General features: G+C 63.3%; 24 protein-coding genes. 14 read left to right on the top strand and 10 right to left on the bottom strand.

Annotated elements, in window-relative coordinates; genetic code table 11:
- Nucleotides 1-418: 418 nt before the first annotated feature.
- Nucleotides 419-1294, top strand: coding sequence for a glycine-rich domain-containing protein-like (locus E7V67_005745; GenBank protein WUR14607.1), 876 nt, complete (start codon nucleotides 419-421; stop codon nucleotides 1292-1294).
- Between the two features lie 85 nt (nucleotides 1295-1379).
- Here E7V67_005745 and E7V67_005740 read toward each other — a convergent pair whose 3' ends face one another.
- The 3 genes from E7V67_005740 to E7V67_005730 all read right to left on the bottom strand — a co-directional run bounded on the left by E7V67_005740 (nucleotide 1380) and on the right by E7V67_005730 (nucleotide 3137).
- A complete protein-coding gene (locus tag E7V67_005740; protein ID WUR14606.1) occupies nucleotides 1380-1619 on the bottom strand; it encodes a hypothetical protein in 240 nt (79 codons plus the stop codon).
- Between the two features lie 197 nt (nucleotides 1620-1816).
- Nucleotides 1817-2140 carry a hypothetical protein gene (locus E7V67_005735; protein WUR14605.1) on the bottom strand — a complete coding sequence of 108 codons (324 nt, stop codon included), beginning with the start codon at nucleotides 2138-2140 and terminating at the stop codon, nucleotides 1817-1819.
- 94 nt (nucleotides 2141-2234) lie between these two features.
- Complete coding sequence (locus E7V67_005730; GenBank protein ID WUR14604.1) at nucleotides 2235-3137, bottom strand: sugar nucleotide-binding protein; 903 nt, start codon at nucleotides 3135-3137, stop codon at nucleotides 2235-2237.
- Nucleotides 3138-3149: 12 nt separating this feature from the next.
- Between E7V67_005730 and E7V67_005725 the strand changes: the two genes are divergently transcribed.
- The 3 genes from E7V67_005725 (at nucleotide 3150) to E7V67_005715 (ending at nucleotide 7464) form a co-directional block, all read left to right on the top strand.
- Nucleotides 3150-4175, top strand: a complete 1026-nt coding sequence (locus E7V67_005725; GenBank protein ID WUR14603.1) for a CDP-6-deoxy-delta-3,4-glucoseen reductase — start codon at nucleotides 3150-3152, stop codon at nucleotides 4173-4175.
- 51 nt (nucleotides 4176-4226) lie between these two features.
- Nucleotides 4227-5477 carry an MFS transporter gene (locus E7V67_005720; protein WUR14602.1) on the top strand — a complete coding sequence of 417 codons (1251 nt, stop codon included), beginning with the start codon at nucleotides 4227-4229 and terminating at the stop codon, nucleotides 5475-5477.
- 781 nt (nucleotides 5478-6258) lie between these two features.
- Nucleotides 6259-7464 carry a CHAT domain-containing protein gene (locus E7V67_005715; protein ID WUR14601.1) on the top strand — a complete coding sequence of 402 codons (1206 nt, stop codon included), beginning with the start codon at nucleotides 6259-6261 and terminating at the stop codon, nucleotides 7462-7464.
- 341 nt (nucleotides 7465-7805) lie between these two features.
- Here the strand turns inward: E7V67_005715 and E7V67_005710 are convergent, their stop codons facing one another.
- Together E7V67_005710 and E7V67_005705 are read right to left on the bottom strand one after the other, a co-directional pair.
- Nucleotides 7806-8399 carry a hypothetical protein gene (locus E7V67_005710; GenBank protein WUR14600.1) on the bottom strand — a complete coding sequence of 198 codons (594 nt, stop codon included), beginning with the start codon at nucleotides 8397-8399 and terminating at the stop codon, nucleotides 7806-7808.
- A 506-nt stretch (nucleotides 8400-8905) separates the two neighbouring features.
- Nucleotides 8906-9550 carry an IS1595 family transposase gene (locus E7V67_005705; protein WUR14599.1) on the bottom strand — a complete coding sequence of 215 codons (645 nt, stop codon included), beginning with the start codon at nucleotides 9548-9550 and terminating at the stop codon, nucleotides 8906-8908.
- 524 nt (nucleotides 9551-10074) lie between these two features.
- Here E7V67_005705 and E7V67_005700 point away from each other — a divergent pair.
- Complete coding sequence (locus tag E7V67_005700) at nucleotides 10075-10434, top strand: HPF/RaiA family ribosome-associated protein (protein WUR14598.1); 360 nt, start codon at nucleotides 10075-10077, stop codon at nucleotides 10432-10434.
- Nucleotides 10435-10455: 21 nt separating this feature from the next.
- On the opposite strand, the gene E7V67_005695 is transcribed toward E7V67_005700, so the two are convergent.
- Nucleotides 10456-11244, bottom strand: a complete 789-nt coding sequence (locus tag E7V67_005695) for a helical backbone metal receptor (GenBank protein WUR14597.1) — start codon at nucleotides 11242-11244, stop codon at nucleotides 10456-10458.
- 91 nt (nucleotides 11245-11335) lie between these two features.
- Between E7V67_005695 and E7V67_005690 the strand changes: the two genes are divergently transcribed.
- Together E7V67_005690 and sbcB are read left to right on the top strand one after the other, a co-directional pair.
- On the top strand, nucleotides 11336-12346 hold the full coding sequence (locus E7V67_005690; protein WUR14596.1) for a diguanylate cyclase: 1011 nt from the start codon (nucleotides 11336-11338) through the stop codon (nucleotides 12344-12346).
- A 178-nt stretch (nucleotides 12347-12524) separates the two neighbouring features.
- On the top strand, nucleotides 12525-13970 hold the full coding sequence (sbcB, locus tag E7V67_005685; GenBank protein ID WUR14595.1) for an exodeoxyribonuclease I: 1446 nt from the start codon (nucleotides 12525-12527) through the stop codon (nucleotides 13968-13970).
- A 164-nt stretch (nucleotides 13971-14134) separates the two neighbouring features.
- Here the strand turns inward: sbcB and pyrF are convergent, their stop codons facing one another.
- The gene (gene pyrF, locus E7V67_005680; protein ID WUR14594.1) at nucleotides 14135-14953 is read right to left on the bottom strand and encodes an orotidine-5'-phosphate decarboxylase; all 819 of its coding nucleotides are present in this window, start codon (nucleotides 14951-14953) and stop codon (nucleotides 14135-14137) included.
- Between the two features lie 176 nt (nucleotides 14954-15129).
- Here pyrF and E7V67_005675 point away from each other — a divergent pair, with 176 nt between their 5' ends.
- The 4 genes from E7V67_005675 to E7V67_005660 all read left to right on the top strand — a co-directional run bounded on the left by E7V67_005675 (nucleotide 15130) and on the right by E7V67_005660 (nucleotide 18114).
- Nucleotides 15130-15729, top strand: coding sequence for a LemA family protein (locus tag E7V67_005675; GenBank protein ID WUR14593.1), 600 nt, complete (start codon nucleotides 15130-15132; stop codon nucleotides 15727-15729).
- A gap of 249 nt (nucleotides 15730-15978) precedes the next feature.
- On the top strand, nucleotides 15979-16779 hold the full coding sequence (locus E7V67_005670) for a TPM domain-containing protein (protein WUR16234.1): 801 nt from the start codon (nucleotides 15979-15981) through the stop codon (nucleotides 16777-16779).
- On the top strand, nucleotides 16779-17303 hold the full coding sequence (locus E7V67_005665; GenBank protein ID WUR14592.1) for a TPM domain-containing protein: 525 nt from the start codon (nucleotides 16779-16781) through the stop codon (nucleotides 17301-17303). The genes E7V67_005670 and E7V67_005665 overlap by 1 nt, the downstream gene beginning before the upstream one ends.
- Before the next feature lie 46 nt (nucleotides 17304-17349).
- Entirely contained in the window at nucleotides 17350-18114 is a 765-nt protein-coding gene (locus E7V67_005660; GenBank protein ID WUR14591.1) for an SDR family oxidoreductase, read from the top strand.
- 426 nt (nucleotides 18115-18540) lie between these two features.
- On the opposite strand, the gene E7V67_005655 is transcribed toward E7V67_005660, so the two are convergent.
- Complete coding sequence (locus E7V67_005655) at nucleotides 18541-21411, bottom strand: TonB-dependent receptor (GenBank protein ID WUR14590.1); 2871 nt, start codon at nucleotides 21409-21411, stop codon at nucleotides 18541-18543.
- A 587-nt stretch (nucleotides 21412-21998) separates the two neighbouring features.
- On the opposite strand from E7V67_005655, the gene E7V67_005650 reads away from it, so the two are divergent.
- Nucleotides 21999-22394 carry a VanZ family protein gene (locus E7V67_005650; GenBank protein ID WUR14589.1) on the top strand — a complete coding sequence of 132 codons (396 nt, stop codon included), beginning with the start codon at nucleotides 21999-22001 and terminating at the stop codon, nucleotides 22392-22394.
- Nucleotides 22395-22708: 314 nt separating this feature from the next.
- The gene (locus E7V67_005645; GenBank protein ID WUR14588.1) at nucleotides 22709-23254 is read left to right on the top strand and encodes a hypothetical protein; all 546 of its coding nucleotides are present in this window, start codon (nucleotides 22709-22711) and stop codon (nucleotides 23252-23254) included.
- Between the two features lie 181 nt (nucleotides 23255-23435).
- Here the strand turns inward: E7V67_005645 and E7V67_005640 are convergent, their stop codons facing one another.
- Nucleotides 23436-24434, bottom strand: a complete 999-nt coding sequence (locus E7V67_005640) for a TraB/GumN family protein (GenBank protein WUR14587.1) — start codon at nucleotides 24432-24434, stop codon at nucleotides 23436-23438.
- A 61-nt stretch (nucleotides 24435-24495) separates the two neighbouring features.
- Between E7V67_005640 and E7V67_005635 the strand changes: the two genes are divergently transcribed.
- Nucleotides 24496-24912 carry a hypothetical protein gene (locus E7V67_005635; GenBank protein WUR14586.1) on the top strand — a complete coding sequence of 139 codons (417 nt, stop codon included), beginning with the start codon at nucleotides 24496-24498 and terminating at the stop codon, nucleotides 24910-24912.
- Here the strand turns inward: E7V67_005635 and E7V67_005630 are convergent.
- A complete protein-coding gene (locus tag E7V67_005630) occupies nucleotides 24909-26423 on the bottom strand; it encodes a dipeptidase (protein WUR14585.1) in 1515 nt (504 codons plus the stop codon). The two genes, E7V67_005635 and E7V67_005630, sit on opposite strands and share 4 nt — an antisense overlap.
- Between the last annotated feature and the right edge of the window lie 95 nt (nucleotides 26424-26518).

Raw genomic sequence — 26518 nt, 5'->3', positions numbered from 1 at the left:
GCTCCTGGTCGGGGACGGTCTGCGCAGGGCTGTCGCTCACCGGCTCCCTGCGCATTCCCGCTGCACGCCTCCCAAAAAACAGTGACGGTCAGCGCTTTTCAAAGCGGTGACCGTCACTGTTTTTGCCGTTTTGTCCCACTTTTGGCGTTGCTCGCCACGACCGCACGCCATTCCGGCTAGCCTTTCAGGCAACGTTGTACCCCCGCCGCAACACCCCTTCCGCCGCGTTCCCTCTAGGGCAATTGTGTTTCCTCCGCACGATTGAAATTGCCGCTTGTAATCACAGTCACTAGCTCTATACTAGTCGCTGTTGTCTCGCATCAACACTCGTTCCCAGCTCTTGAACGTGTGCTCCGGCGTCAGCCGCCCGGCTGTTTCCGACGCCTCTTGTTCATCTTTACGCAGAAGGGATTCACCCATGATTTCATCCGAACAATTCAACGCCATTGCCGCCCTGGACCTGGAGCCGATCAAGGTCAAGCTGATGCACGTGGAGTCCGGCGAAGGCTGGTCGCTGGAAAAGGTCGATGCCGTCGAATTCGAGTACCGCCGCTTCCTGTACCTGATGAAAATGTTCCCGCAAGAGCAGACGGCGCCGCTGATGGACGTCGACATCTTCTGGCACTACCACATCCTCGACACGATGAAGTACGCGATCGACTGCGAGGCCGTGTTCGGCTACTTCCTGCACCACTTCCCGTATATCGGCCTGCGCGGCGAGGATGACGAGGAGGCGCACCGGCGCGTCGGCGACCGCATGAAGGAACTGTACGAGGAAACCTTCGGCGAGCCATACGGCATCGGCGCGCGTGGCGAGACGCCGGAGACGGCGTATTCCGGCCGGGTCAGCGACCAGGCCGCCTACTCCGGCCGGGTCAGCGCGGAGGCGACGGCTTACTCCGGTCGCGTGGCAGCGCCGACGACCGGTGCCGCCGTGGCCTATTCCGGCCGCGTCAGCGCACCGGACGTCAGCGCGACGGCCTATTCCGGCCGCGTGGCCACCGCGTACTCCGGCCGGGTAGCAGACCAGACCGCCTATTCCGGCCGGGTCGCCGACCAGACCGCGTATTCGGGCCGTGTTGCCAGCGCCACGGCGTACTCGGGGCGCGTAGCGGACCAGACCGCCTACTCGGGGCGGGTAGCCAGCGCAACCGCCTATTCCGGCCGGGTCGCCGACCAGACCGCGTACTCCGGCCGCGTCAGCTCGCAGGCCGCCTACTCCGGCCGCGTGCAGGCTACCGCGCCCGCCCAGGACGCGTTCTACAGCGCCCGTCCGCGCCTGGCCGCCGACTAAGCACGCCGCACCAGTAAAAACGGCCGGTTCCCGCGAGGGACCGGCCGTTTTTTTCGTTCGACCGATGACGGCCGGCCGCGGTGCGTCAGTGCGCCATCAGGTCGCGCAGTTCGCGGATCGAGAAGTCGCTGATCTCGTGCATGCGGATCAGGATCGTCGCGCCGATCGGCAGCGTGTTGTGGCGAATCTTGCTGATGACGGGCGGTGCCACCTCCAGCGCGCGCGACAGCGCGGCGTCGTTCTTGAGCTGCAGTTTTTCGATGATGGCGTCCAGGACGCGATTCGGGTTGTAAGTCGGCGAGGCCGTCACTTCTTTCAGTAGCATGATCAATCTTACGTTAGCGGTCGCGTTTGCGAAAATGCGACATTGCGGACAAATTATCGACGGCGGCAGCCACGATGCACGACGCAGCCACGGGCTGACGAGCGCACTTCAGGAAAAAACCGCCGTATTTGTTGCTTCGAGAACAAGTCTCGGCAACTTTTGTGAGAATGTGTGAGATTCTAACGCGTTTTGTTGTGCTAGGAAATTCCCCGCTCGTTTTTATTTGACAACGGCAGCGCGCGTCCGGGACACAAGGCGAACCAGCACCATGCGAGCATCGTTGTTGCCGCCAGCTCGGCCAGCATGGCAGGCAGCAACAGCGCGGCTGGTGTCATCGGAAGAGGTGGAGAACGGCGGCGGTCCCAGCCGAGCTCGCGCCGGATCTCGGCCGGCCCGGGCGGCGGCAGGCGGGTGCGGGCGCGCCGCTCCATCCAGGCGCGCACGGCCTCCTTGCCGGGTTGCGGATAGGGCGGCGTCGGGGCTGCCTCCGGCCGCGGGTCGGGATGCGGGTAAGCGTCCATATGACCTCCTGATCGTGTCCGCCTACCTTAGTCCCGTGGAAGGGCGGCGCGCTTGTCGCGCCGCAAATGGCGTGGCCTTGTCGGATTGCCGCCACTAGGCGGGCGGCGGCTCCTGGCGTGCCGCGCGCAGGCCGTCCGCCACCGTCGGATAGGCCAGCCGCACGCCCAGCTCGCGCTTCAGGCGGCCATTGGCCAGCCGGCGCGATTCCGACATGAACGACAGCAGCGCGGGCGAAACGGCAGCCACCAGCTGCGCGCGCGGCAGGCGCGGCGGCCGTGGCAGCGCGAACGCGTCCGCCACGGCATCGAAATAATCGGCCATGCGCAGCACGCTGTCGTCGACGGCGTGATAGATGCGGCCCGGCTGGCCGCGCCGCAGCGCGCCCAGCACGATGGCGGCCAGGTCGTCGGCATGGATATGGTTGGTGTAGACGTCGTCCTCCGGCGCCAGCGCTGGCGTGGCCGCGTGCAGGCGCGCCAGCGGCAGGCGGTCGGCCGCATAGATGCCGGGCACGCGCACGATGGCCAGGTGGCCGTGCGCGCGCCGGGCCCAGGCGCGCAACACCCGTTCCGCGTCCACCCGGCGGTGCGCGCGCGCGTTGCGCGGGGCGACAGGCCGGGTCTCGTCCACCAATGCCCCCTGCAGGTCGCCATAAACGCCCGTGGTGCTTATGTAAACGACACGCGCGCCCTCGGGTAAAATGGCGGTCACATGACGGGTGCGGCGGTCCAGCATCCCTTCCGGCTGCGGCGGCGCCAGGTGGATCACCGTGTGCGCCAGGCCGGCCAGCCGGCGCAAGGTGCGCGGCTGATCCAGGTCGGCCAGCACGGGCACGGCGCCGGCCGCCCGCAGTTCGGCCAGGCGGGCCGCCTGGCTGGTGACGGCGAAGACGCGATAGCGTGCCCGCAAGAGTGGCAACAGGCGCATGCCGACATCGCCGCAGCCCAGGATCAACAGGCGCGGCCTGCCGGTCTTTTGTTCTTTTGGAATATTCATCTTAAGGATTGTATGACGTTTCAGATCACTGTTCAGCCCAGCGGCCACCAGTTCGCATGCGACGAGGACGAAACCGTGCTGGCCGCTGCGATGCGGGCCGGTGTCGGCCTGCCATACGGCTGCAAGAACGGCGCCTGCAGTTCCTGCAAGGGCAAGGTCGTGTCCGGTTCGATCACCCACAAGCCGCACCAGCGCCGCGCGCTGACCGAGGAAGAGGAAAGCGCCGGCATGTCGCTGTTCTGCTGCGCCCTGCCCCATTCCGACCTCGTGATCGAAGCGCGCGAAGTGGCCGGCAGCGGCGACTTCCCGCTGAAGAAAATGCCGTCGCGCGTGGCCACGCTGGAGCGGGTGGCACCGGACGTCATCGTCATCTCGCTCCAGCTGCCGGCCAACGAGGTGCTGGACTACCGCGCCGGCCAATACATCGAATTCCTGCTGCCGGGCGGCAAGCGCCGCAGCTACAGCATGGCCACGGCTCCGGGCCAGGGTGCCATCACGCTGCACATCCGCCACATGCCGGGCGGCCTGTTTACCGACCAGGTGTTCGGCACGATGAAGGAGCGCGACATCCTGCGCTTCGAGGGGCCGCTGGGCACGTTCTTCGTGCGCGAGGATTCGGACAAGCCGATGGTGCTGCTCGCTTCCGGCACCGGCTTCGCTCCCATCAAGGCCATCGTCGAACAGATGCGGGCCACCGACTCGCAGCGCCAGATGGTGCTGTACTGGGGCGGCCGCCGCCCGCAGGACCTGTACATGGACGCTCTGTGCCGCCAGTGGGAGCAGGAGCTGCCGAACTTCAGCTACGTGCCGGTGGTGTCGAACGCGCTGCCGGAGGATGGCTGGACGGGCCGCACGGGCTACGTGCACCAGGCCGTGGTGGCGGACCTGCCCGACATGTCCGGCTGGCAGGTGTACGCTTGCGGCGCACCGATCGTCGTCGAATCGGCCAAGCGTGACTTCACCGCGCAATGCCGCCTGCCCGAGGACGAGTTCTACGCCGACTCGTTCACCACCGAGGCCGACCTGGCCAAGCCTTGACCTGATCCGCCCGGCGGCGGCCTGCCGTCGCCGGGCTTACCGCTTGTTTCCATGCCCGCATCGTCAAACGGCTTCGCCGTCCTGCGTCACCGTAATTTCTCGTTCTACCTGAGCGCCCGCATCCTCGGCACGCTGGCCGTGCAGATGCAGAACGTCGCCATCGGCTGGCAGGTGTATTCGATGACGCACAACCTGTTCTACCTGGGCATGATCGGGCTGGCGCAGTTCGCGCCATTCCTGCTGCTGATCCTCTTGGCCGGGCACGCGGCCGACCGCTACAACCGCCGCGTCATCATCACCATCTGCCTGGGCCTGCAATTGCTGGTCGGACTGACCTTGCTGGCCTTCACGCTCAGCGGCATGCAGGCGGTCTGGCCCGTCTTCGCCGTGCTGGTGCTGTTCGGCAGCGCACGCGCCTTCATGGGCCCGGCCACGCAGGCCATCCTTGTCAACCTGGTGCCCCAGCAGGATTTCAGCAAGGCGGTCGCGCTGTCCAGCTCCAGCTTCCATGTGGCCGTGATTCTTGGTCCCACGCTGGGCGGGCTGCTGTATCTCTATGGTCCGGGTGTCGTGTATGCGGTCGCGGCCGCGCTGCTGCTGGCCTCCACCATCCTGATGACCCTGACAAAGTCGCCGCCGCAGGTGACGCACCGCGATCCGCCCACCTGGCACAGCGTGCTGGAGGGCCTGCGCTTCGTATTCTCGCGCCCGGTGGTGCTGGGCGCCATGTCGCTGGACCTGTTTGCCGTGCTGTTCGGCGGCGCCACCGCGCTGCTGCCCGCGCTGGCCCATGACGTGCTGCACATCGGCCCCACGGGGCTGGGCCTGTTGCGCACGGCGCCCGGCGCGGGTGCCGCGCTGTGCTCGGTGGCGCTGGCATTCTTCCCGATCACGCGCCGGGTCGGCCTGTGGATGTTCGGCGGCGTCGCCCTGTTCGGCCTGGGCACCGTGGTCCTGGGCGCGACGGACAGCTTCGCCATCGCCCTCGCCTGCCTGCTGGTGATGGGCGCGGGTGACATGGTCAGCGTCTACGTGCGTCACCTGCTGGTGCAGTTCGAAACGCCGGACGCGATCCGCGGCCGCGTCAGCGCCGTCAATTCCGTGTTCATCGGCGCCTCGAACGAACTGGGCGAATTCGAATCGGGCGTCACGGCCGGCTGGTTCGGCCTGCAGCGGGCCGTCGTGTTCGGCGGCGCCGTCACCCTGGCCGTCACGGCCGGCTGGATCAGGCTGTTCCCGGTGCTGGCGAAGATGGATCGCTTCCCGCACCATGACAAGGAGTTAGCGTCGACTCATAAGTAAGGCGATGATACCTGAGGCCAATAACGTTCCCATGCTGATCAAACGAACAGCAGAAACATAGCGGTAACTGCTGGGACAACGCCATCGTCAAAGCCTTCTTCGTTAAGCTGAAAATGGAATGCGTCTCGCAGAGAAATTATGCGAACCATGTAGAAGCCAGACTTGACATGGCCAGTTGCATCGCTGCTACAACTGCGAGCGATTGCATTCTGCATTGGCTAATTTGTTACCCAGGCCTACGATCGCAAAATCGCAGAGACAGAATTTATCGTCGCGTTAGGAAGTACCTGACCAGCATATTCCGTGAACAAGGGGACGCGGTAGATGCAGTCAAGGGTAAAGTGCTACAGCGAGCTAAAAGCGACCTAACTGCCCGAAGAACGTGCTTTGAATCCATCCAAGTCAGGATGGCACCCTTCATGGCGAAGACCTTGCCCATTCTTTTAAGCAGCTAAAGGCGACTAGCCTGTAGGAAGCCATGTTGGTGACGCGAGCAGCTATCGCGTACTCAGCGTCAATCAAGAACACTTTCGAGGTCATCGGACCTAGCCTGCGGCTGGACGATCGTGAAGCCGTCGCTGACAAACTGCTATAACTGATGGTGAGTAAACTGACGAAAATAATGTTTGACGGCGGTAGCGCAAATGTTAGAATTTCCTTTACCTTGCTCGAGGCTTAAATTTTAGTCGAAACCAAGAGAAATCTGCAACATTGGTCTCTCAAAAGCTTCTCGACAAGTTCTTCTGCGTTAGCACTTCCCACTAATCTATAGGTTAGTTATATGCCCAGTATTCTGATGGTTTCTGCAAGTCCGAACGATGAGAACCGGCTCCGGCTTGGTGCTGAATTCCGTGACATTCGCCATGCGCACCAGCGGGCGCGTAAGCGTGAGGAATGGACTATTGAAAGCAATGAGGCTGTCACTGTTGACGACCTAAGACGTGCATTGTTAGACCATCGTCCCGCCATAGTTCACTTCTCCGGTCACGGTGGCGGGACTACTGGCCTATGTTTTGAGGATCGTGACGGGAACACTCATTTAACGGACGGCGAATCACTTGCTCAACTATTTCACCACTTTAAGGACAGCTTAAAGTGCGTTGTGTTAAATGCCTGCTATTCGGAAGTTCAGGCCCAAGCTATCAGCAAAGAGATTGACTATGTCGTTGGGATGACCGACGCGGTAGAGGATGAGTCCGCTGCAAAGTTTGCCGTAGCATTCTATGACGCGATTTTTGCAGGAACGGACTTTCAGGCCGCCTTCAGTTTAGGTTGCACAGCCCTTGATCTCAATGGGATGCCTGACTCAGATGTACCGATTTTCATGACTGGCTCACATCTTGCGCCAAGAGTTCTCGCCTACTGTGCTCACGTGCCCGAGATCGAGCGAGTTCTTGATGCCTACTTCAACACTCCCTTTAACGATCGCGCCTCCTTCACAACTACTGGTCCCGACCTCGCGCCCTTGCTGGAATCCTTCTACAGGGGAAAAATGCATCGAACGATAAAGAAGGTCCGAGTACTAAGCATGAAGGCCGTTTCACATAACCAGTGGTGTGTGGAGGTTTCTGGGGCTAATCCGCACCTGATGTACATTCGTATAGTGGATCGGTCGATATTGGTTGAGTGGGAAGCTAGCGTAGGTCTTTGGAGTATTCCTCAGAAGACATACCTAGCCCTAGGTTCACACGCACCAATCGTGGCTCGCGTCAAGGCTGAGCTTAGCAATTACTACAATTATGAATTTGCGGACAAGAAAGCGCGCTATCAGTCAATTCAACTCCAGGGTGCCGAGTATGGCCCTTTGCTGCATGCATATGTTGAACGCCATACCCAAACCTACGATGAGCTGATCAAGCACTTGGAAAATGGTAACGAGCAAGATATTACAGTTGAATTGCAGCAAGTTACGGACCGCACCGAAATGCCGCTCATTACGCGATTTCTTTCGCCAACATGGATTTACCCCATCGCTAGCGCCATGTAAGGCAGTGTTAATACCAAGTCTAACGCAGTGAGCTATGATGAGTGACATATGCGCTACGTCCCGCACCGGCACCTTAGCAACGCGAAACTCCATGTTACAACACAAGCGGAGCTCATTTAAAGCGCGACACTTAAGATACCTAGTAGAACTAGAGAGTTAACGGAATAGATGCTGGAGGCTGGATACTCCCACCGCCACCGCAACTAAATTACTTAGAATCTAATAATTGGTAATCATACGGTGCCATTTGTTGGGGTATCTTAGCGCGGATCCATTGCAAGAACTCGACTGGAATGACAGTCTTTTATTGCAAATTGGTACTGTTTGGAGCTCCAACCTGATTACCAAAACTCTCGCGATGGCGTTTGAATGCCCTTTTTCGCGAGCTCGCTAGATACAGTCTTTAAGTAGCTCAGATAGGACTTTTTATCTACAATTTCGTGCCGCTGAAGTACCAAGGCCCTATAGCCTTGCGAGTCGAGCGTACTTTCGGCAAGTTCCTCAATCCGCAGTCGGTGCTTAACAAGAGTTCCGACATACCTCTGCGACATCGATTGAGCTATGCCAACATAAGTACCTAGAATGCATATAATCAGTACCAAGCCTGGATAACGACCGCGCCCTATGCCTGCGCTACGCAAAAACATTATCAGTATGCTGGTACCACTAAAAACTGCTGCGAACAAAATTGTTGTGGCGCCGTTTATCCGCGCGGCTAATTCTGTACCACCGCCCCTAGCGTAGATAGCGTCTTTCAGAGAATCAATACCTAGTGTAGTAAGGGAGAGCGCTGCGAACCAAAGACCTCCAATCATTGGCTTTAATAAATCCCAGACTGCAGAGCTTAGCACACCTAGAGCTATCACACCCAGTATTTTCCAGAGTTTCTTGCGGGTTTCGTTATTCATGCTGGAAGGTAAAAAAGGTTCTGTCATACTTGCGGCTCTGGGCTCTACAATGAGAAGTTCTTAATGCTGGTTTGCCGATTGCCAGCCCTCTCCCTGCAGCACTGTTCGCGGCACACCTGCACGTCATGCGGGAATGCATGAGCCTCCGCACGTATGGACCGAAGTTGACGTAGAGTCGTCCAATATACACTGATCCGCGCGACGCGCCCATGAGCGCCTTTAGGCTTTCCACTCCCGTTGTCTGACTCAAAGTCGGCCAGCCGGCCCAGCGAGGATGCCCCAACGGCCTGGCTTAAGCGCGCTCTCCATTGCTTCAAGGGGCCACATTCATGGCTGGACGGTGCTCCTCGTCAAATACCTGCATAAGCCTGGGCTATGCACCGGTCAAGCTCATCGAGCAACATGAGCTATGGCTGCATACCCACCTCTGCCTCAGTCGGGCGATGCCGTAAAGCGACCAGCGCAAAAGTAATGGCGCTGTTCGCGTTAGCTGGTCTTTGCCGGCCGTCACGGAACTTGTCAGCTCGCCGCTGTCACAGGCAGCCTGTGCCACACCGAGCCGGCGCCACCGCGTTGCGCAGCCAGTCCGACGGCGCCACCGGAGAGCCCGCATCCAGCACTCGGTGCCAGCCGGTGTAATTGGCCAGGTAGCGGCTGGCAACGCCGTGGAACCGGCCCAGCCAGCGCTGGAAGCGGCTGTGCCAGCCGCTCACGTTCTGGATATGGATGGCGCCGCGCGTCCTAATACCGGCGCGCATATTGACAGCCTCATGAGTGATGGCCGCCACCCGCGCCAACACCTGATACGCGATGGCCGCGTCGCTGATCAACAAAACATCCGGCGCCAGCGCCGGCAGCAGATTCGCTTTCAATTGCGCCGCACTGACGGGGCCGCGACCAGTGACGAACTCGTGCGTGACGCGGGTGCGGTCGCAGGCGACAAGAATGCAATCGAATTCATGGCTTATGCCCCGCCGACTGGGCTTGCCGCCGCGCTTGCGTGCGGGCCGGGTCAGGTGGCGCGAACCCTTCTGCGATTCGAGGTGGTAGGTCTCATCGGCCTCGACGACGCCGGACAATGTCGCGCGGCGTTCGCGGCGCGCCCCGGCAATAAAGCGGTGGCGCCAGCGGAAGCTGGTCGATGGCGCGACCGCCAAGCGCTCGGCAGCCGCGCGCACCGTCGTCGCTTCCAGCAGGCATCCCAGGTAGGCCAGTCACTTGTCGCGCAGTCGCCCCCCGCCAATGGCGTGCCCGTCAGCGCATTGAACGACCGCAGGCAGTGCAGCGATAGCGCTGCAGGCCGTTGGCCGCGCCGCTGCGGTGGCACCGATGACACGTGCAACGGGGACAGGGCGGCCTGCCGGCGGCGGCCTCGATCAATGAAAAGCATTCGCCGCCCTGCAGGGCTGTGGCCAGGTAGGCCTGTAGCGCAGTAAGCTCTTCGAACGTCAGCTGGCGCAGGCTCAGCGCCTGCAAGGCCGCCTAAAAATCCGTCGCACCCATTGTCGACCTCCAATCTGCATGAGATATCTCAACAGAAGATCAGACCACACGGCGGGACGGAAGTTCGAACGTGGACAGCGCAAAAGTAATCTGCATCAAGGTTTTCGGACTTATTCCTGAGCAATGTGCTGCATTTAACCTCCACCTAAGCGTGGCAGGCGTAAGATGGGGCAATACCGATAACGAAAAGGAGCTCACCATGCAGATTCAAGTGAATACCGACAAAAGCATCGACCACACCGCCGCGCTGGACGAGCACGTGGCCGAGGTGGTGAAGGCCGCGATCGGCCGTTTCGGCGAGCAGATCGGCCGCGTTGAAGTCCACTTGAGCGACAATGTGGCGCAGAAATCGGCCGATGGCGACAACCGCTGCATGATGGAAGCGCGCGTCAACGGCTACCAACCGGTCGTCGTGACGGACCATGCCGAATCGTTGCACCAGGCCATCAACCGCGCCGCGGACAAGCTCAAGCGTGCGCTCGACAGCGCCCTGGGCAAGCTGCACGACAAGCAGAAGGCCGTGCCCGTGGCCGACCTCGTCGAGCCGTCCGCCGAATAAGTTGCAGCGCCACGGCGGGGTTCAACGCCCCGCCAGCGCGGGCAGCCCCATCAGGTATCGCACGCCGTGCAGCGCACGGCTGCCATACCACGACATCATTTCCCCATCCACCAGCAGCACCGGCTTGCCGATCTGGCGCTCGAGGGCGTCCACGTGCGCCTCCGTGAAGCGGTACGGCTCGGAGGACAGCAGCACCAGGTCGACCTGCGCCAGCAGTGCCGCGTTCCACTCGAAACGCGGATAGCGCACGTCGCCCAGCGCCGGCACCGTCCAGCCCAGCTCGGCCAGCATGGCGGCGATATAGGTATCCTGCGACACCGTCATCCACGGGTCCTGCCAGATGCAATACAGCACCCGCTGCGGCGGCCCCTTCGGCGCCGCGCGCAACGCCGCCAGCGCCGCCGCGAACTCGGTACACCAGGCCTCGGCACGCGCGCTGGCGCCGAACACGCCGCCCATCAGCCATGCCAGTTCGAGGTTGTCCTGCGGGCGCAGCGGGTGCGTGACGACGATGTGCGGCACGAATTCGGCCAGCCGGTCGACGGTCGGCTTCTCGTTCTCGTCGATGTTGACGACCAGGTGGCTCGGCGCCAGCTTGCGGATCTTGTCGAGATTGACGTCCTTCGTGCCGCCGATTTTCGGGATCTCACGCACCACGTCGGCCGGATGAATGCAGAACCCGGTGCGGCCGACCAGCTGCTGCGCCAGCCCCAGGTCGCACAGCAATTCCGTGATCGAGGGCACCAGGGAAACGATGCGGGCATGCGGGTCGGCGGCGTGCTGCTGGCCGAGGGCGTCGGTGAATGGCATGGTGTTGTAAAGATCTGTGAGAAATTCCCCGATTGAAGCATATCCAGGGGCCATTGCGCTATGATGACGCCAGTCTTGCCGAAAGCCAACGATGAAGCTCCTGAGCAATTTTGCCGCCTCCCCCCACCGCGTGACCGACCTGCAACTGCTGCGTGACGCGGACGTGCATACGGCCGGCGCGTTGCTGGCGGCTTGCCCGGTCATGTTGGCCGATGCAGGCGAGATCGTCTCGGATGCGCATCGGCCGCGCCTGACGATCGTCCTGCGTGGCGCCCTGGCGGTGCAGGCCGACGGCGACGCGCCGGGGCGGCCGTCGACAGTGGCCGCCAAGATCCTGCCGGGCGAAAGCGTGGGGGAACAGTCGGTACTGGACGATGAACCCGACCCGGCCGTGCTGACGGCGCTGGAACCCAGCGAACTGCTGCTGGTCAGCGCCGACGTGGCGTGGCGTTTGATCGAGGAATCGGATGGCGTCGCGCGCAACCTGCTGCGGCTGCTGTCGTTCCGCGTCCGCGCCGCCAATGTGCAATTGCGCAAGCGGCAGAAGCTGGGCGAGTTCTACCGGCAGCTGTCGATGAACGACGGCCTGACGGGCCTGCACAACCGCGCCTGGCTCAACGACATGCTGCCGCGGCTGGTCGGCACGGCGCTGCAGACGCATCGGCCGTTGTCGCTCGTCATGCTCGATATCGACCACTTCAAGCATTTTAACGACCGTTATGGCCATCCGCAGGGCGACCAGGCGCTGCGCACCGCCGCCCAGGTTCTGGCCGGCGCGCTGCGTCCCACCGATTACGCGGTGCGCTACGGCGGCGAGGAAATGATGGTGATCCTGCCGGATACGTGCGGCAGCGTGGCCGCCGCCGTTGGCCAGCGCCTGTGCGAACGGATGCGTCTGGCCGCCGTGTTCATGGATGCCACGCCGCTGCCCCACATCACGGCGTCGTTCGGCGTCGCCAGCCTGCAGCCGGGCCAGGACGAGCAGGCGCTGGTCGCCACGGCGGACGCGGCGCTGTACCGCGCCAAGGCGGCCGGGCGCGACCGCGTCGAGGTCGATGCCAGCGCGGCCACTTCCTTCCCCACCGCCACGGCGGCGGCGTAGCGACGCGCTCTCGCGCCGCCACCGAACTTTTCCCGCGCGGTCGAGTCTACCCATGGCTGGTGCCTGTTTGCGGTCATCGGCCCGAGTATGGATTTTGCATTGAGAGAAACACGGTTTGCCGCGATAATCCACCCCGACGGGCGCCCCCCGACGGGGCCCGATGACCAACCCTGCGACCATGAGCAATCACACTTTCCTTTGGCACGACTATGAAACCTTCGGCGCCGTGCCGCGCCGCGACCGTCCCGCCCAGTTCGCCGCGATCCGCACGGATGCGGAACTGAACGAGATCGGCGAGCCGATCATGCTGTTCTGCCAGCCGGCCAACGACTACCTGCCCGACCCGCAGTCCTGCCTGATCACCGGCATCACGCCACAGCAATGCCTGCAGGAAGGCGTGCCGGAACACCAGTTCGCCAAGGTCATCGAAGCGGCGTTCGCCGAGCCCGGCACGATCGGGGTCGGCTACAACACGATCCGCTTCGACGACGAGGTCACGCGCTTCCTGTTCTGGCGCAACCTGATCGACCCGTATGCGCGCGAATGGCAGAACGGCTGCGGCCGCTGGGACCTGCTGGACGTCGTGCGCATGTGCTATGCGCTGCGGCCGGACGGCATCAACTGGCCCGTGGGCGAAAACGGCAAGCCCAGCTTCAAGCTGGAATTGCTGACGGCGGCCAACGGCCTGCAGCACGAGGCCGCGCACGACGCCTTGTCGGACGTGCGCGCCACGATCGGCCTGGCACGCCTGATCCGGTCGAAGCAGCCGCGCCTGTTCGACTTCTGCCTGGCGCTGCACAAGAAGGACCGCGTGGCGGAGGAGATCGGCATGCACCTGGCGCGCGAGATGCGCCAGCCGTTCCTGCACGTGTCCGGCATGTTCCCGGCCGAACGGGGCTGCATGGCGCTGGTGTGGCCATTGGCGCCGCATCCGACCAACAAGAACGAGCTGATCGTGTGGGACTGCCACCACGACCCGCGCGAGCTGTTCGAACTGGATGTGGAAACGATCCGGCTGCGCATGTTCAGCCGCGCCGCCGACCTGCCGGAGGGCATGACGCGCCTGCCGATCAAGACGATCCACCTGAACAAATCGCCGATGCTGGTGTCCAACCTGAAAACGCTGACGGCGCAGATGGCCGAGCGCTGGGGCATGGACCTCGAGCGCGCCCATGCGCATGCGGGCTATGCCAAGGCTGGGCCGGACATGGCATCGACCTGGGCGCAGGTGTTCCACCGCCCCGCCAGCGAGCCGGGCGACGTGGACGAAGACCTGTACGGCGGCTTCATCGGCTCGGCGGACCGCCGCCTGCTCGACTCGCTGCGGCGCGAGAGCCCGCAACGCCTCGCCACGATGGCACCGCATTTCGAAGATGAGCGGCTGGGCGAACTGCTGTTCCGCTACCGCGCGCGCAACTTCCCGGAAACGCTGTCGGAACACGAATTCGAGCACTGGGAGCAGCACCGCGCGGCGCGCCTGCTGGAAGGCGCGGACGGCGCGCGCAGCATCGACCAGTTGTTCGGCGAGATCGACCACCTGTCCGGCGAGGCGGACGAGCGGGCCGAGCAGATCCTGGGCGCGCTCTACGAGTACGCCGAGATGATCGTGCCGCAGCCGTACTGAGCCGCTGGGGTCGCTGGGGTCTGTCCCTGCAAGGGACTGACCCCGAAGTTTATTCGATGTTACCTGAGGCGCGGGATGCTGCCCCAAAACTTCAGGGTCAGTCCCCGCCGGGGCGGTCCGGCGCCCCGGCAGACCCTATCCGGTACGGCGCCGATGTCAATGTCTTAGCGCGCCGCATTGATCGCGTCACGCGTCTCCAGCGCCACCCGCCGCGCGGCGGCGGCGAAGTCCTCGCCCGCCTGCGCCGTGGCATACAGGATGGCGCGCGAGGAATTGATCATCATGCCCTTGCCGGCCGTGGTCTTGCCGGCGGTAACGGTCGCGACGATATCGCCGCCCTGCGCGCCGATGCCGGGCACCAGCAACGGCATCTCGCCCACGATGGCGCGCACCTGCGCCAGTTCCTCCGGGAACGTGGCGCCGACGACCAGTGCGCACTGGCCGTTGCTGTTCCACTTGTCCGCCACCAGCTGCGCCACGTGCTGGTACAGCGGGCGGCCGTTCACCTCCAGGAACTGCAGATCCGAACCGCCCGGGTTCGACGTGCGGCACAGCACGATCACGCCGCGGTCGGTCCATTCCATGTAAGGCTCGACCGAATCGCCGCCCATGTAGGGGCTGACGGTGACGGCGTCGGCGCCGTAGCGGTCGTAGGCCTCGCGTGCGTACTGTTTCGCGGTCGCGCCGATATCGCCCCGCTTCGAATCCAGGATCAGCGGGATGTGCGGGTGCTTGTCGCGCAGGTAGGCGCAGATGCGTTCCAGTTGCTGTTCCGCACCCAGTGCCGCGAAGTACGCGATCTGCGGCTTGAAGGCGCACGCCAGGTCGGCGGTCGCGTCGATGATTTCGGTGCAGAAGCGGTAAATGCCGTCCGGCGCCGACTGGAACTGCGCCGGCAGGCGCGCCATGTCCGGGTCCAGGCCCACGCACAGCAGGGAGTCGTTGGCCGCCCAGGCAGCATCCAGTTTGTTAATGAAAGTCACGCCGGCCCCTTTAATCTGTTCGTTGCAAACCCGATATTATAAAGGACTGTTGCAAGGGCCCATCGCCGGGACGCTGTGTGCTGCACCGAACAAAGCGGTTCTTGCAATACGGGTATAGTCGAACCACCCGCGTTGACCTGTCAGCGCGGGCTTTCTGCGAACAATAAGGAGAAATCATGCGCAACAGGTTTGAACGATGGATTGCACTGGTGCTGACGGCCGTTGCCCTGTCCGGCTGTGGCTACAACGAATTCCAGAGCAAGGATGAGGCCGTCAAGGCGGCCTGGGGCGAAGTGGTCAACCAGTACCAGCGCCGCGCCGACCTGATTCCCAACCTCGTCAATACCGTAAAAGGCTATGCGTCGCATGAACGCGAAACGCTGGAGGCCGTCACCAAGGCCCGTGCCCAGGCCACCAGCATGCAGGTAACGCCGGAGACGCTGAACAACCCGGCCGCCTTCCAGAAATTCCAGCAGGCACAGGGCGAGCTGTCGTCCGCGCTGTCGCGCCTGATGGTCGTGTCGGAAAAATACCCTGAACTGAAGGCGGACACGAGCTTCCGTGACCTGCAGTCGCAACTGGAAGGCACGGAAAACCGCATCACGGTGGCCCGCCAGCGCTATATTGCTTCGGTACAGGATTACAACGTCCTGGCGCGTCGTTTCCCGACGAACCTGACGGCCAAGATGTTCGGCTATGAAGTGCGGCCAAGCTTCCAGGTCGAGAACGAGAAAGCCATCTCGTCCGCACCGACTGTCGACTTCAACAAGAAATAAGGAATGCCCATGGCCTCCGGCCCATCGGATCATGTGACACCGCCTTCTGCCAGCGGGCGGGGGCGCCGCAGCGACCGTCCTTCCGAAGGCAAGTGGCTGGGCACCGCCGAAGTCACGAACGAGCGCGATGTACGCGGTCGTGGCCGCCGGCGCGGCTTGCGTGCATGGGCGCCGCGCCGGCCGTCCGGCGGCTGGCTCGGCCACTGGCTGGTGCGCTACACGATCGTCGTGCTGCTGCTGTGCTTTGCGCTGCTGGTCGTCGAGGCGGCGCGCGCGCAAGGCACGGCGCAGCCGCAAGGCTTCGTCCCCGTGCCGGAACTGAAGGCACGCGTGACCGATCAAATCAACCTGCTGACGCCGCAGCAGCGCGCGGCGCTGGAAGCGGTGCTGGCTGACTACGAAACGAAGACAGGCAGCCAGATCGCCGTCCTGCTGATGTCCAGCACGGCGCCGGAACCGATCGAGCAATACAGCATTCGCGTCACGGACGCATGGAAGCTGGGCCGCAAGGGCGTCGATGACGGCGTGCTGCTGCTCGTTGCCAAGGACAACCCATCGTCGCTGCGACGCATGCGCATCGAAGCGGGCCGGGGCGTGCAAGGCTCGCTGACGGATGCGCAATCGAAGCGCGTGCTGCAGGATGTCATCGCGCCGCACTTTCGCAACAACGATTACTACGGCGGCCTCGCCGCAGGCGTGAGCGCCATCGCCACCTTGCTGGACAAGGAACAGTTCCCCGCACCGGCCCGCCAGGCGCCGGCGCAGCAGCAGGCGCAGCAGGACAGCGGCTTCCCCTGGTGGCCGGCCTTGCTGTTCGGCTTGTTCGTCGTGCTGCCGATCCTGCGTGGTGGCAGCCGCCGGCGCGGCCTGCACCGTTCCGGCTGGGGCTCGGACGCGGCAGGCATCCTGATCGGAAGCGCCATCGGCAGCGCGCTCGGCAATGCGGGGCGTGGCGGCGGATTCGGCGGTGGTGGCTTTGGCGGCGGTGGCGGCTTTGGCGGCGGTGGCGGCGGCACGTTCGACGGCGGCGGCGCCTCGGGAGACTGGTGATGAGCACATTACCCACAAGCTTTGCGGGCCGCTGCCGGCGCGCGCTGCGCCACCTGATGACGGGATCGTCGCAAGGCCGGCGTTGCTTCCCGCAACGCACGCTGGAGGCCATCGCGGCCGCGATCGCCGAAGGCGAACAACGCCATCGCGCCGAAGTGCGCCTGATCGTCGAGCCCGCCCTGCCGGCCGGCGCCGCCTTCGCCAACGTCAGCAACCGCGATCGTGCGCGCGCCCTGTTCGCCCAGTACGGGGTGTGGGACACGGAAGAAAACTGCGGCGTGCTGATCTACGTGAACCTGGCCGCGCGCGAAGTGGACATCGTGGCCGACCGCAACGTCGGGCGCCTGATTGCCGACAGCGACTGGCAGGCCGTGTGCCGCACGATGACGTCCGGCTTCGCGCGCGGCGATTTCCACGACAGCACGCTGGCGGCCCTGCACCAGCTGTCCGACCTGCTGCAGCGGCACTTCCCCGCCGGCGGCGCCCGGCCCAACCAGCTGCCCAACGAGGCCGTGATCCTGTAGGCACGCCCTGCTATCATGCGCTCTTTCCACCGCACGAAAGCAGCGCATGAGACTGACCAATAAAACCGCCATCGTGACCGGTGCCAGCCGTGGCATCGGCCTGGCCTGCGCCCAGCGCCTGAGCGCCGAAGGCGCACGCGTCATGCTGGCGGACATCCGCCCCGAGGGCGCTCAGGCTGCCGAGGCGCTGGGCGACGGCGCCCGCTTTTTCCAGGCCGACGTCGGCATGAAGGCCGACGTGGACGCGCTGGTGGCCGCCACCCTGGAAGCGTTCGGCCGCATCGACATCCTCGTCAACAACGCCGGCGTGACGCACGCGGCGGATTTCCTCGACCTGACGGAAGAAGACTTCGACCGTGTACTGCGCATCAATCTGAAATCGATGTTCCTGTGCGGCCAGGCGGCCGCGCGCGTGATGGTGAAGCAGCAGTCCGGCAGCATCATCAACATGTCCAGCGTCAACGCCGAACTGGCGATTCCGAACCAGGTGCCGTACGTCGTGTCCAAGGGCGGCATCAACCAGTTGACCAAGGTGATGGCCTTGAACCTGGCACCGCACGGCATCCGCGTCAACGGCATCGGCCCCGGTACGATCCTGACCGAGCTGGCGCGGGAAGCGGTGCTTTCCAGTGCACAGGCACGCCATACGATCCTGTCGCGCACGCCGCTGGGCCGCTGCGGTGAGCCGGAGGAGGTGGCGTCGATCGCCGCCTTCCTGGCCAGCGACGACGCCAGCTACATGACGGGGCAGACGCTGTACGTGGACGGCGGCCGGATGGCGCTGAACTACACGGTGCCGGTCAAGGACTGACGCTCGTTATATGACTTTTTTATAACGCTTATCGAAAACGAAAATTGGACGAATATGTGGCGACGCAGCATAATCTCACCTGTCTCCACTATTCTCCTCCAAGATAATAGTTTAGGGCCCGCCTTCTGAGCGGGCTTTTTTTTTGCGCGATTGCCCCCGCCGACCGCTCCGTCCGAATCCCCGTTGTTCCGAACCGCATAGATATACAATTTTTCTATGTCGATTATCGAAAACCGCAATTGGACGAATATCGAGCGGTGCAGCATAATCTCACCTGTCTCCACTATTCTCCTCCAAGATAATAGTTTCAAGCCCGCCACCGAGCGGGCTTTTTTTTTGTCCTGCGCGGCCATGAAAAAAGCCGCCGCACCTTGCGATGCGGCGGCTTTGCGCTGCGCCGGCCCTTCGGCCGGCACATCAGTCAGATCACCAGAAGTTGTAGCTGGCGGTCAGGCGGAAGTAACGGCCTTTGCCATTGTGCAGCTGGTCGTTGAAGCCCTGGAAGTCGCTCGTGCTGCCGTAGGCAGGATCGTACGGCGCCTTGCGGTCGAACGCGTTCTTCACGTTGAACGTCAGCACCAGGTTCTTGATGCCCGAGTAGCTGTAGTTGAAGTCGAACGTCGTCCAGGCTGCCACGGAGCAGTTGTTGCCGAAGTAGTCGGTGTACTTCGGCAGGCCACCCAGCGAATAGGCGCCCTTCGGCTGGCCGGAACCGTAGTGGCAGTATGGCTGGCCATACGTCACGTCGTTGTCGTAACGGCGCAGCAGCGAGACGCCGCCCACGTAGTTGCCGGTCGCGGTGAACGAATGGTCGCCACGCTGCCAGTTGACGGACAGCGAGCCGCGGTTGCGCGGGTTGTCGTCGACCGAGGTGTTCCAGTCGGACAGGCCGCCACGGGTACCGGCCAGGTTGTGCGCGACGTCGCCGTAGTGCTCGGCGCGGCGGAACTCGGCCAGGTAGGCCCAGTTCAGCGACGTCGTCACCTTGCCCAGGTCGCCCAGCGGCAGGCGGTGGGTGATTTCCAGGTCGATACCGGAAACTTCGGTGCTGCCCTGGTTGACGTAGGAACGGTTCACCTGCGTGATCGCGCCCGAATTCGGGATGACCTTGCCGTCGGCACCGATGACCCAGTTGTTCGGGTTGGTGTCGCGCACGACCAGGCCAGGATATTCGGACTCGTGATCGATCACGGTCTGGGCGCCCAGCAGCGCGGTTTCATCGACCTTCTTGATGCGGTACCAGTCGATCAGGATGTCCAGGTTTTTCGTCGGCGTGACGATCATGCCGAACGACAGGCTGCGCGAACGCTCGTTGGCCAGGTTCGGGTTGGCGGCGGACAGGCTGGACACGCCTTTCGAGCAGTCGACCTTGTCGGCGCCATCCAGCGGGTTGACGCCGTCCGGGCAACGCAGCGTGTCGGTCACGGTCGTGAACGACTGCACGCCACCTGGCGACACCTGGGTCAGGGCCGGAGCGCGGAAGCCCTCGGCGAAGGTGCCACGGAAGGTGAAGTGTTCGTTGGCGGTCCACTTGGCGCCGACTTTCGGCACGAAGTTGCTGGCGCTCGGGTATTTGTCCCAACGGCCGGCGAAGTCCATCTCGAAGTTGCTGAAGAACGGCGTGCGCAGTTCGACGAAGGCCGACTTGACCACGCGCGAGCCATCGGCCGTGGAGTTGGCCAAGCCGATGATGTCGCCGCGCTGGACTGCCAGGTCAGGCGTCAGGCCGATCTGCTCCTGGCGGATCTCGCCACCCAGGGCCAGGCCGATTTCGCCGCCAGGCAGCTTGCCGAACGACGTCGACGCCTTGGCGTCGATCTGCTTGACTTGCGCGAAGCCACGGTTTTCGGTGTCGCGGGTCGCCGTCGGGTCGGCCATCGTGGCGGCCAGCGTACGGTTTTCCGTCATGATGCGGCGCATCGTCGGCAGGTACAGGTAGCCGTAGCCGCGCTCGGTACGTTCGCCGCGGTTCCACAGCAGGGCGGTTTCCCAGTCCCAGCCCTTGACGCTGCCTTGCAGGCCGGCGACCAGGCGGTACGATTCGTTGATGTTCTCCGACGCGTTGGTCGAGTTCACCAGGCGGAAGCCGACAGCGGAACGGGCATCCGTGAACGGATTGTCCGGATGGCCCACCGGCAGCACGATCTGGAACTGCGACGGGATGCCGCCGTTCGTGAACACGGTGGTCGGCGCCGTCGAACGGATGGCGCGCGGTGCCGCGGTGAAGTAGCGCTCGGTGCGGCTGACCGATGCTTCGACGAAGGCCGTGATGTCGTTGTTGAGCTTGAAGGTGAACTTGGACAGCACGTTCGCGTCCTCGCCCTTGCCCTGCACTTCGTTGTAGTCGTTGGTGTCGAAGTTACAGAACGTGCGGCCGACCAGCGTGTCGATGGCCGTCAGGTTGTGCAGGTTGCGGTCGCCCACCAGCTGCTGCGACTTGTCGCAGTTGACCTGGTTGATGACGCTGGCGCGGTTGGCGTAGTTGTTGTAGAACGCCATGCTGCCCGGCTTCGTTTCCTTGTAGAAGAACGGCGATGCCGACAGCGAGCTGGAGAACGGATTCAGGCGGGTATTGATGTCGCGGTACAGGTCGTTCTCGACGTCCTTCTGCTCCTTCACCGTGGTGCGATGGCGCTTGGCGGCGTCGAATGCGACGAAGCCGCTCCAGCCCTTCTGCTCCAGGTCGCCGAAGCCCCACACGCCGTTGACGTTCTCGCGCTTGTATTCGCCGTCGTCGTTGGCGCTGATGTTGGCCGACAGTTGCAGGCCGTTGAAATCGCTCTTCGTGATGAAGTTGATGACGCCGGCGATCGCGTCGGAGCCGTACACGGCCGATGCGCCGTCCTTGAAGATCTCGACGCGCTCGATCGCGGAGATTGGAATGGTGTTCAGGTCATAAACGGCCGATTTGCCCTGGTTCGGGTCGGCGTAGGCCGATGCCGTGATGCGGCGGCCGTTCAGCAGGATCAGCGTGGAGGACGAACCGAGGCCGCGCAGCGACGCGGTGCTGGCGCCGTTCGAGAAACCACCATCGGAACCGTCCACCGACGCGCCCGAGCCAAAGGCAGGGATCGAGTGCAGCAGTTCGGACACGGTATTCGCGCCCGTCGCGGCGATCTGCTTGGCCGATACGGTCTGCACCGGCGACGAACCTTCCTTGTCGGCGCGTTTGATATTGGAACCGGTCACGAAGACCTTCTGGATCGGGGCTTGCGCCTCCTGGGCAAACGCTGCCTGCGCGGCAACGGCCATCGCGACAGCGATCACGCTGCGCTTCAAAACCAACTTCTGATTCAAGACTCTCTCCTGCTAGTGGTCACTCAATGTGATTCGTCCACGCTGCTGGCAGCTTGCCGCCTGCCGCCAGCCGCGCGAATTGCCCTTTTAAGGGCCGGTATCAGACCATTTCCAGGTAGTAAAGTCAGTTAAGGACAGATGTTGTTGCGAAACAACAACGCACGCTCACTGTCGTTTCCACCAATACAACTTATTGATAGGAAATAATTTATAACAGAGAAATTGCAAAATGTAATTTTGCCGCAAGGTACATTGCTGAAAGTTTTTTCACGGACAATTGTTGAGTAACGTAACTACTGGTTACAATCCAACGATTACTGAGCGAAAAAAGATTGTTTGAAAAGCAGTGAGGTGTTGTTGCGAGGTGTCATGAGCCCGTCACAATGCGGTCCTATACTTGACTCATCTGCTGCACACGCAACCGATATGCGTGGCGGCAGAACAGGTGTGCCGGCTGGCACACCGCTCCGAATTCCGATCGCTCGATCTCTTGGCCCGTACAGGGTTTCGCGCCCGCCACCACGGCGGGCGTTTTTTCCGGCAGCTCGTGTTATCGTCTTGTTTTTCCCGCAACTGTCATAACTGCCGTGCTGAACCTGCTGAACATCCTGCTGCTGCAACCTTCCCATGCCCGCCTGCGCTACTGGGGCGCCTGGACGATGTTCGCCCTGATCGTCATCGTCGGTTCGATCCCGGGTGCCCGCGCGGACGCCGCCGAGGTTGCCTCTGGTGTCGTGCTGCACTCTTGCGCCTATGCCGTGCTCGCATTTCTCATCTTTACCGGCAGCCGCGGAACGCCGGCCCAGCGCGCAGTGAAGGCCGTGCTGACGATCGCCGCGATGGGCGCCATCGACGAATGCGTGCAGAGCTTCCTGCCGTATCGCCACGGCGCCGTACGCGACTGGCTGGTCGACTGTACCGCCGCGGTCGTAACGGCCAGCTTGATGTGGACGCTGTGGTCGACGCGCAAGGTCGCTTCCTAGGGAAGCGCTGCTTTATTGCCGGCCGCTGAGATTGCTCCTGCAAGCCGAGAGTGGCAGGATGACGAGGCGCCGGCACACCGGCGTTACGCGGCGCGCGCCGCCACGAGTCGCTCGGCCCTTTCCGGGTCCCACAGCGCTGCGTTTGATCCATATCAAGCGCCGACCACTCTGGCTGAACGATCCAGCCCGCTGCCGCGTCTTAGGTGTACGGGCAAGTCGCTCGCTTCCGGAGACTTATCATGACATCAAGAACAGGCATCATCACGCTTTGTGGAATGGCGTTGCTCTGCGCGGCTGCTGCGGGGTGTGGCAACATGGCGAACAGGGCCGGCAGCGCCGGCGCGTCGAACGTGGGCACGTCCGGCAACAGCCTGGAAGGCAATGGCGCCCGCAGCTACGACGCGCAGGACAAGGCGATGGAGCCGGACAAGTCCGGCGGCACATGGCAGGACCGTCGGCAGGACCGTCGACAGGAACAGCGCCAGCAACGAGACGACACGGGCCGGACCAGTGGCAACAGCGCCAGCACGGGCACGACGGGCAGCTCGGCCACGAGAACGGACGACCGCATGCCCGGGGGCGCCAAGGGCGACACGCAGATGAGCTGGCGCGGAACCGTGCTCGCCATCGAACCGCTGTCGCGGCAGGAAGCGCACACCGGCATCGGCATCAGCGGCGCGCCCGGCGCGGCAGCCGCCGGGGGTGTCGTCCCTGGCACCGGCGCGGCGATGGGTACCGTTTATCGCGTCACGCTGCGCACCGACGATGGCGGCAGCCAAGCCGTCATCGTCGAGAATGCGCCGACCTACCGGATCGGCGACAGCGTCACGTATCGCAACGGGATCATCCAGCGGCAATAGCAAGGCCGGCGCCTCGCGCGACACGTATTGAAGCAGGCCGATCCACGGTCGGTGCCGGAAACGGCACGGCTTTGTCGCGCAACGGTGTCTGCGGCGCCAGCGTCGGTACAGGGATAGTCCGCGCAGTCGCGACGCGCCGCAATCGACGCGTCGTTCGCGGTTGCAGGCAGGAGCAGAGCGTTCAGTAGACCTTTTCGACGTCGTAGCCACGCTGGCGCAGCAATGCCGGGATACCGTTATCGCCCACGAGGTGCAGCAGGCCGATGCCGACGAAGGCCACCTGATCGCTTTGCATGATGCGCTCGATGTGCGCGGCCATTTCCGGATTGCGCTTGCCCAGCAGCGTGCGGTCCATGAATGTGGCGGACACGGTATCGCCAGACGTCAGCTCGCGTGCCATCACGTCGATACGGGCAGCGTCCGCGTTGCTCCATGCGTCGATCAGGCCGGCCGACTTCTGCAGCGCCCTGCCGTTTTCCAGTTCTTCCAGGTTTTCCATCAGGTAGCGCTCCTGCTGGGCGTCGTCGAGCGATGCGAACAGGCTGAGCTGGTAGTCTGCCGATTCCAGCTCGTGCACTTCCTTTTTCTGTTCCACTGCCGCCGTCAGCAGGAAGCCCTCGACCCCGTTGCTGCGGTGATATCCGTGCTTCTCGATCTCAGTGCCGACGAGGATGTTGGCGACGAGCCACGGCCGGTACATGGCGACGTTCTGCAACGCCAGGCCGGCCCTGGCCAGCGCCTTGTTCAGTTGGGTGAGCGCGCGCGGCGACAGGTGCCGGGTGATGGAATCTCCAGGCGGATAGCTGCCGTATTTTGCCAGGGCTTGTTCGAACGGCTTGTGGACACGCGTGTCGAGTTCCAGCACAAGAGCGCTGGAATCGGCCAGTGCGCGAGTAACTTCCGGTTCGAGCGGGAAAAAACCCTGCTTGCCGACGTGGATGGTACCGAACAGGTAGCTGGTTTTGCCATCGTGGCGTACCTTGTAAAGGGTGCCGCGGCGGGGCGCGGCCTCTCGCGGCCCGGCCTCTCGCGGCCCGGCCTGCAGTTGAATCGGCGCGGCGGCGCTGGCGGGCACCGCGGAAGCTACCGTCGAGGTAACTTCCTTGGGGATGCTCATTTCCATACTATTGGCCGACCATGAAATGAATAGGGCAATAACGAAAGTCAAATAACGCGGCATGCAGATTCCTTTGCCAATCTTTTAATGGATTGGTGTTTTCGCTAATGAAAACCGAATGTGAATGCCCGTCGACGACAGCCGGGCATGGGCTGGAAGCCGCTTGCAGAGCGACTTGTTGCCCATGGTAAATGATTTGAGGACGAGAGAAAACTGCTTTTTCGCGGTTTTGGCAGATTATTTTTGCGCGTTACAACAAATAATTGACAGCCCGTCTCGATATTATCTGCTTGCCATCGTTAATATTATTGCAGCGCCGCGTGATAAATCGACAAGGATTATGGCGACGGGTTTTCACGGTAGCGGCGACGGATTGCGGATGGATGAGAAGCGTCATGACAACCGTGCCGGCAAGACGCGAACGGGACGCCGCTTTGCGCGGTTCCTCAGGGTCGGGATCGCCACCACGGGCAGCGCCCTTCCAGGGCGATCGCTCCCAGCCATCCCGCCGGTCGCCGGGACGGCGTGCTGCCGTGCCTAGCGCGCCAGCTCGACCAGCACGGCCGTATACATCCGCAGGTTCAGCAGCAGCTGCTTCTCACTGATGAATTCATGTTCCGAATGGCCCGTATAGACGGCGCCAGGCATGCTGGGGCCGAAGCTCACCGCGTTCGGGAACAGCCGCGAATTGGTGCCGCCGCCGATCGATACCGGTTTCGCGTCGGCGATGCCCGTATAGTGCGAGAACACGTCCAGCAGCACGGGCAGTTGCGGCGCGTCGTTTTGCACCCAGGGCTCGCCCAGCTGCGTTACCAGCGTCGCACCGGCGACCACGTTGCCCTGACGGGCTTTCCACGCGTCGAACGCGGCCTTGAACTGCCCTTCCAGCAGCGGTGCCGGCTTGCCGCGCGGGCGGCGCAGGTTGATGTTCAGCCGCAGCGCGCCTTCGGCCTCCTTCAGGACGACGGGTGCGACCGTCATCGGCCCCATGAATTCGTCACGGTAGGCGGCTTCGCCGAACTTCTCGCCGTACAGTCCGGTGCCGACGAGGTCGTTCAGGAAGTGCACCATGGCCGCGGCCGGCGTACCGCGCCAGGTCTGGCCGGCCAGCGCATCGGCCAGCATGGCGATGGCGTTGACGCCGTCCTCCGGTTTCGACGAGTGCGCCGACACGCCTTGCGCCTCTACTGTCAGGCGCTGGCCCGAACGCTGGAACGTATAGCGCATGCCCGGCTGGGCGGCCGCTCGCGTCCGGATCGCCTGTTCCAGTTCGACGCTGGCGCCGTCGATGACGGCGCTCGCGTCTTCCGGGATCTGGCTGTCGAAAAAGCCGCCCGCGAAACTGGTCAGCACGGCCCCGTCCGGCGGCGCCGAGGGCGCGGTACCGAGCGGCACCGCCACGCTGAGCAGACCCCAGCCTTTCTCGGCCGTCACGGCCGGGTACTCGGCGTCGAGCGTAATGTTGACCTGGGGTGGCGTATGCGTCTTCAGGTAGGCCTCGAGCGGCGCCCAGTCCGATTCCTCCGCCATGTAGACGTACAGCTCGATGCGCTTGCGCAGCGGCACCTTGCGATCCTTGATGGCCTTCATCGCATACAGCGCAGTGGCGATCGGCCCCTTGTCGTCTTCCGTGCCCCGTCCCAGCAGCAAGCCGGGCTCGCTGGTGCGGTCGAGCCGGAATGGCGACTGGCGCCACTTGGCCGGATCGACTGGCTGCACGTCGCCATGCGTGATGACACCGACGCGTTCGCGGCCACGGCCATGACCGATGACGACGACGTACCCGTCATCGCGATAGTCGAAACCCAGCCGGTGCGCCTCCTTCTTCAGGTAGGCCTTGAAGCCGAGATGGGCGGGATTGCGTTCGAACGGCACCTGCGGATCGGCCACCGTGTTGAAGGCAACCAGGCCGGCCAGCGTGTCCACGACCTTGCCCGCATACGCATTGCGCGCGTGCTCGGCCGTCGCCACGGCCAGCGGGCTGGGCGCCGCCAGGGCATCGGGCGACAGGGCGGACAGCAGCATGGACAACAGCACGGCTTTCTTCAGCATGGCACACCTGTATGGGTAACGGCACGGGACGAGAGGGTACAGCTTGCTGCTCCTGAACAACAGCGTGCGCGGCCTGGCAGTCGTCGCGAACGCCG

This window comes from [Empedobacter] haloabium, assembly GCA_008011715.2.
Taxonomy (GTDB): Bacteria; Pseudomonadota; Gammaproteobacteria; order Burkholderiales; family Burkholderiaceae_D; genus Rugamonas; species Rugamonas haloabia.
This window is presented reverse-complemented; position numbering and strand designations above follow the sequence as displayed.

What these genes read in the sequence shown, in the direction of transcription:
- E7V67_005745 (WUR14607.1), top strand. Translation starts at nt 419, where the DNA reads ATGATTTCATCCGAACAATTCAACGCCATTGCCGCCCTGGACCTGGAG.
- E7V67_005740 (WUR14606.1), bottom strand. Translation starts at nt 1,619, where the DNA reads ATGCTACTGAAAGAAGTGACGGCCTCGCCGACTTACAACCCGAATCGC.
- E7V67_005735 (WUR14605.1), bottom strand. Translation starts at nt 2,140, where the DNA reads ATGGACGCTTACCCGCATCCCGACCCGCGGCCGGAGGCAGCCCCGACG.
- E7V67_005730 (WUR14604.1), bottom strand. Translation starts at nt 3,137, where the DNA reads ATGAATATTCCAAAAGAACAAAAGACCGGCAGGCCGCGCCTGTTGATC.
- E7V67_005725 (WUR14603.1), top strand. Translation starts at nt 3,150, where the DNA reads ATGACGTTTCAGATCACTGTTCAGCCCAGCGGCCACCAGTTCGCATGC.
- E7V67_005720 (WUR14602.1), top strand. Translation starts at nt 4,227, where the DNA reads ATGCCCGCATCGTCAAACGGCTTCGCCGTCCTGCGTCACCGTAATTTC.
- E7V67_005715 (WUR14601.1), top strand. Translation starts at nt 6,259, where the DNA reads ATGCCCAGTATTCTGATGGTTTCTGCAAGTCCGAACGATGAGAACCGG.
- E7V67_005710 (WUR14600.1), bottom strand. Translation starts at nt 8,399, where the DNA reads ATGACAGAACCTTTTTTACCTTCCAGCATGAATAACGAAACCCGCAAG.
- E7V67_005700 (WUR14598.1), top strand. Translation starts at nt 10,075, where the DNA reads ATGCAGATTCAAGTGAATACCGACAAAAGCATCGACCACACCGCCGCG.
- E7V67_005695 (WUR14597.1), bottom strand. Translation starts at nt 11,244, where the DNA reads ATGCCATTCACCGACGCCCTCGGCCAGCAGCACGCCGCCGACCCGCAT.
- E7V67_005690 (WUR14596.1), top strand. Translation starts at nt 11,336, where the DNA reads ATGAAGCTCCTGAGCAATTTTGCCGCCTCCCCCCACCGCGTGACCGAC.
- sbcB (WUR14595.1), top strand. Translation starts at nt 12,525, where the DNA reads ATGAGCAATCACACTTTCCTTTGGCACGACTATGAAACCTTCGGCGCC.
- E7V67_005675 (WUR14593.1), top strand. Translation starts at nt 15,130, where the DNA reads ATGCGCAACAGGTTTGAACGATGGATTGCACTGGTGCTGACGGCCGTT.
- E7V67_005665 (WUR14592.1), top strand. Translation starts at nt 16,779, where the DNA reads ATGAGCACATTACCCACAAGCTTTGCGGGCCGCTGCCGGCGCGCGCTG.
- E7V67_005660 (WUR14591.1), top strand. Translation starts at nt 17,350, where the DNA reads ATGAGACTGACCAATAAAACCGCCATCGTGACCGGTGCCAGCCGTGGC.
- E7V67_005645 (WUR14588.1), top strand. Translation starts at nt 22,709, where the DNA reads ATGGCGAACAGGGCCGGCAGCGCCGGCGCGTCGAACGTGGGCACGTCC.
- E7V67_005640 (WUR14587.1), bottom strand. Translation starts at nt 24,434, where the DNA reads ATGCCGCGTTATTTGACTTTCGTTATTGCCCTATTCATTTCATGGTCG.
- E7V67_005635 (WUR14586.1), top strand. Translation starts at nt 24,496, where the DNA reads ATGCCCGTCGACGACAGCCGGGCATGGGCTGGAAGCCGCTTGCAGAGC.
- E7V67_005630 (WUR14585.1), bottom strand. Translation starts at nt 26,423, where the DNA reads ATGCTGAAGAAAGCCGTGCTGTTGTCCATGCTGCTGTCCGCCCTGTCG.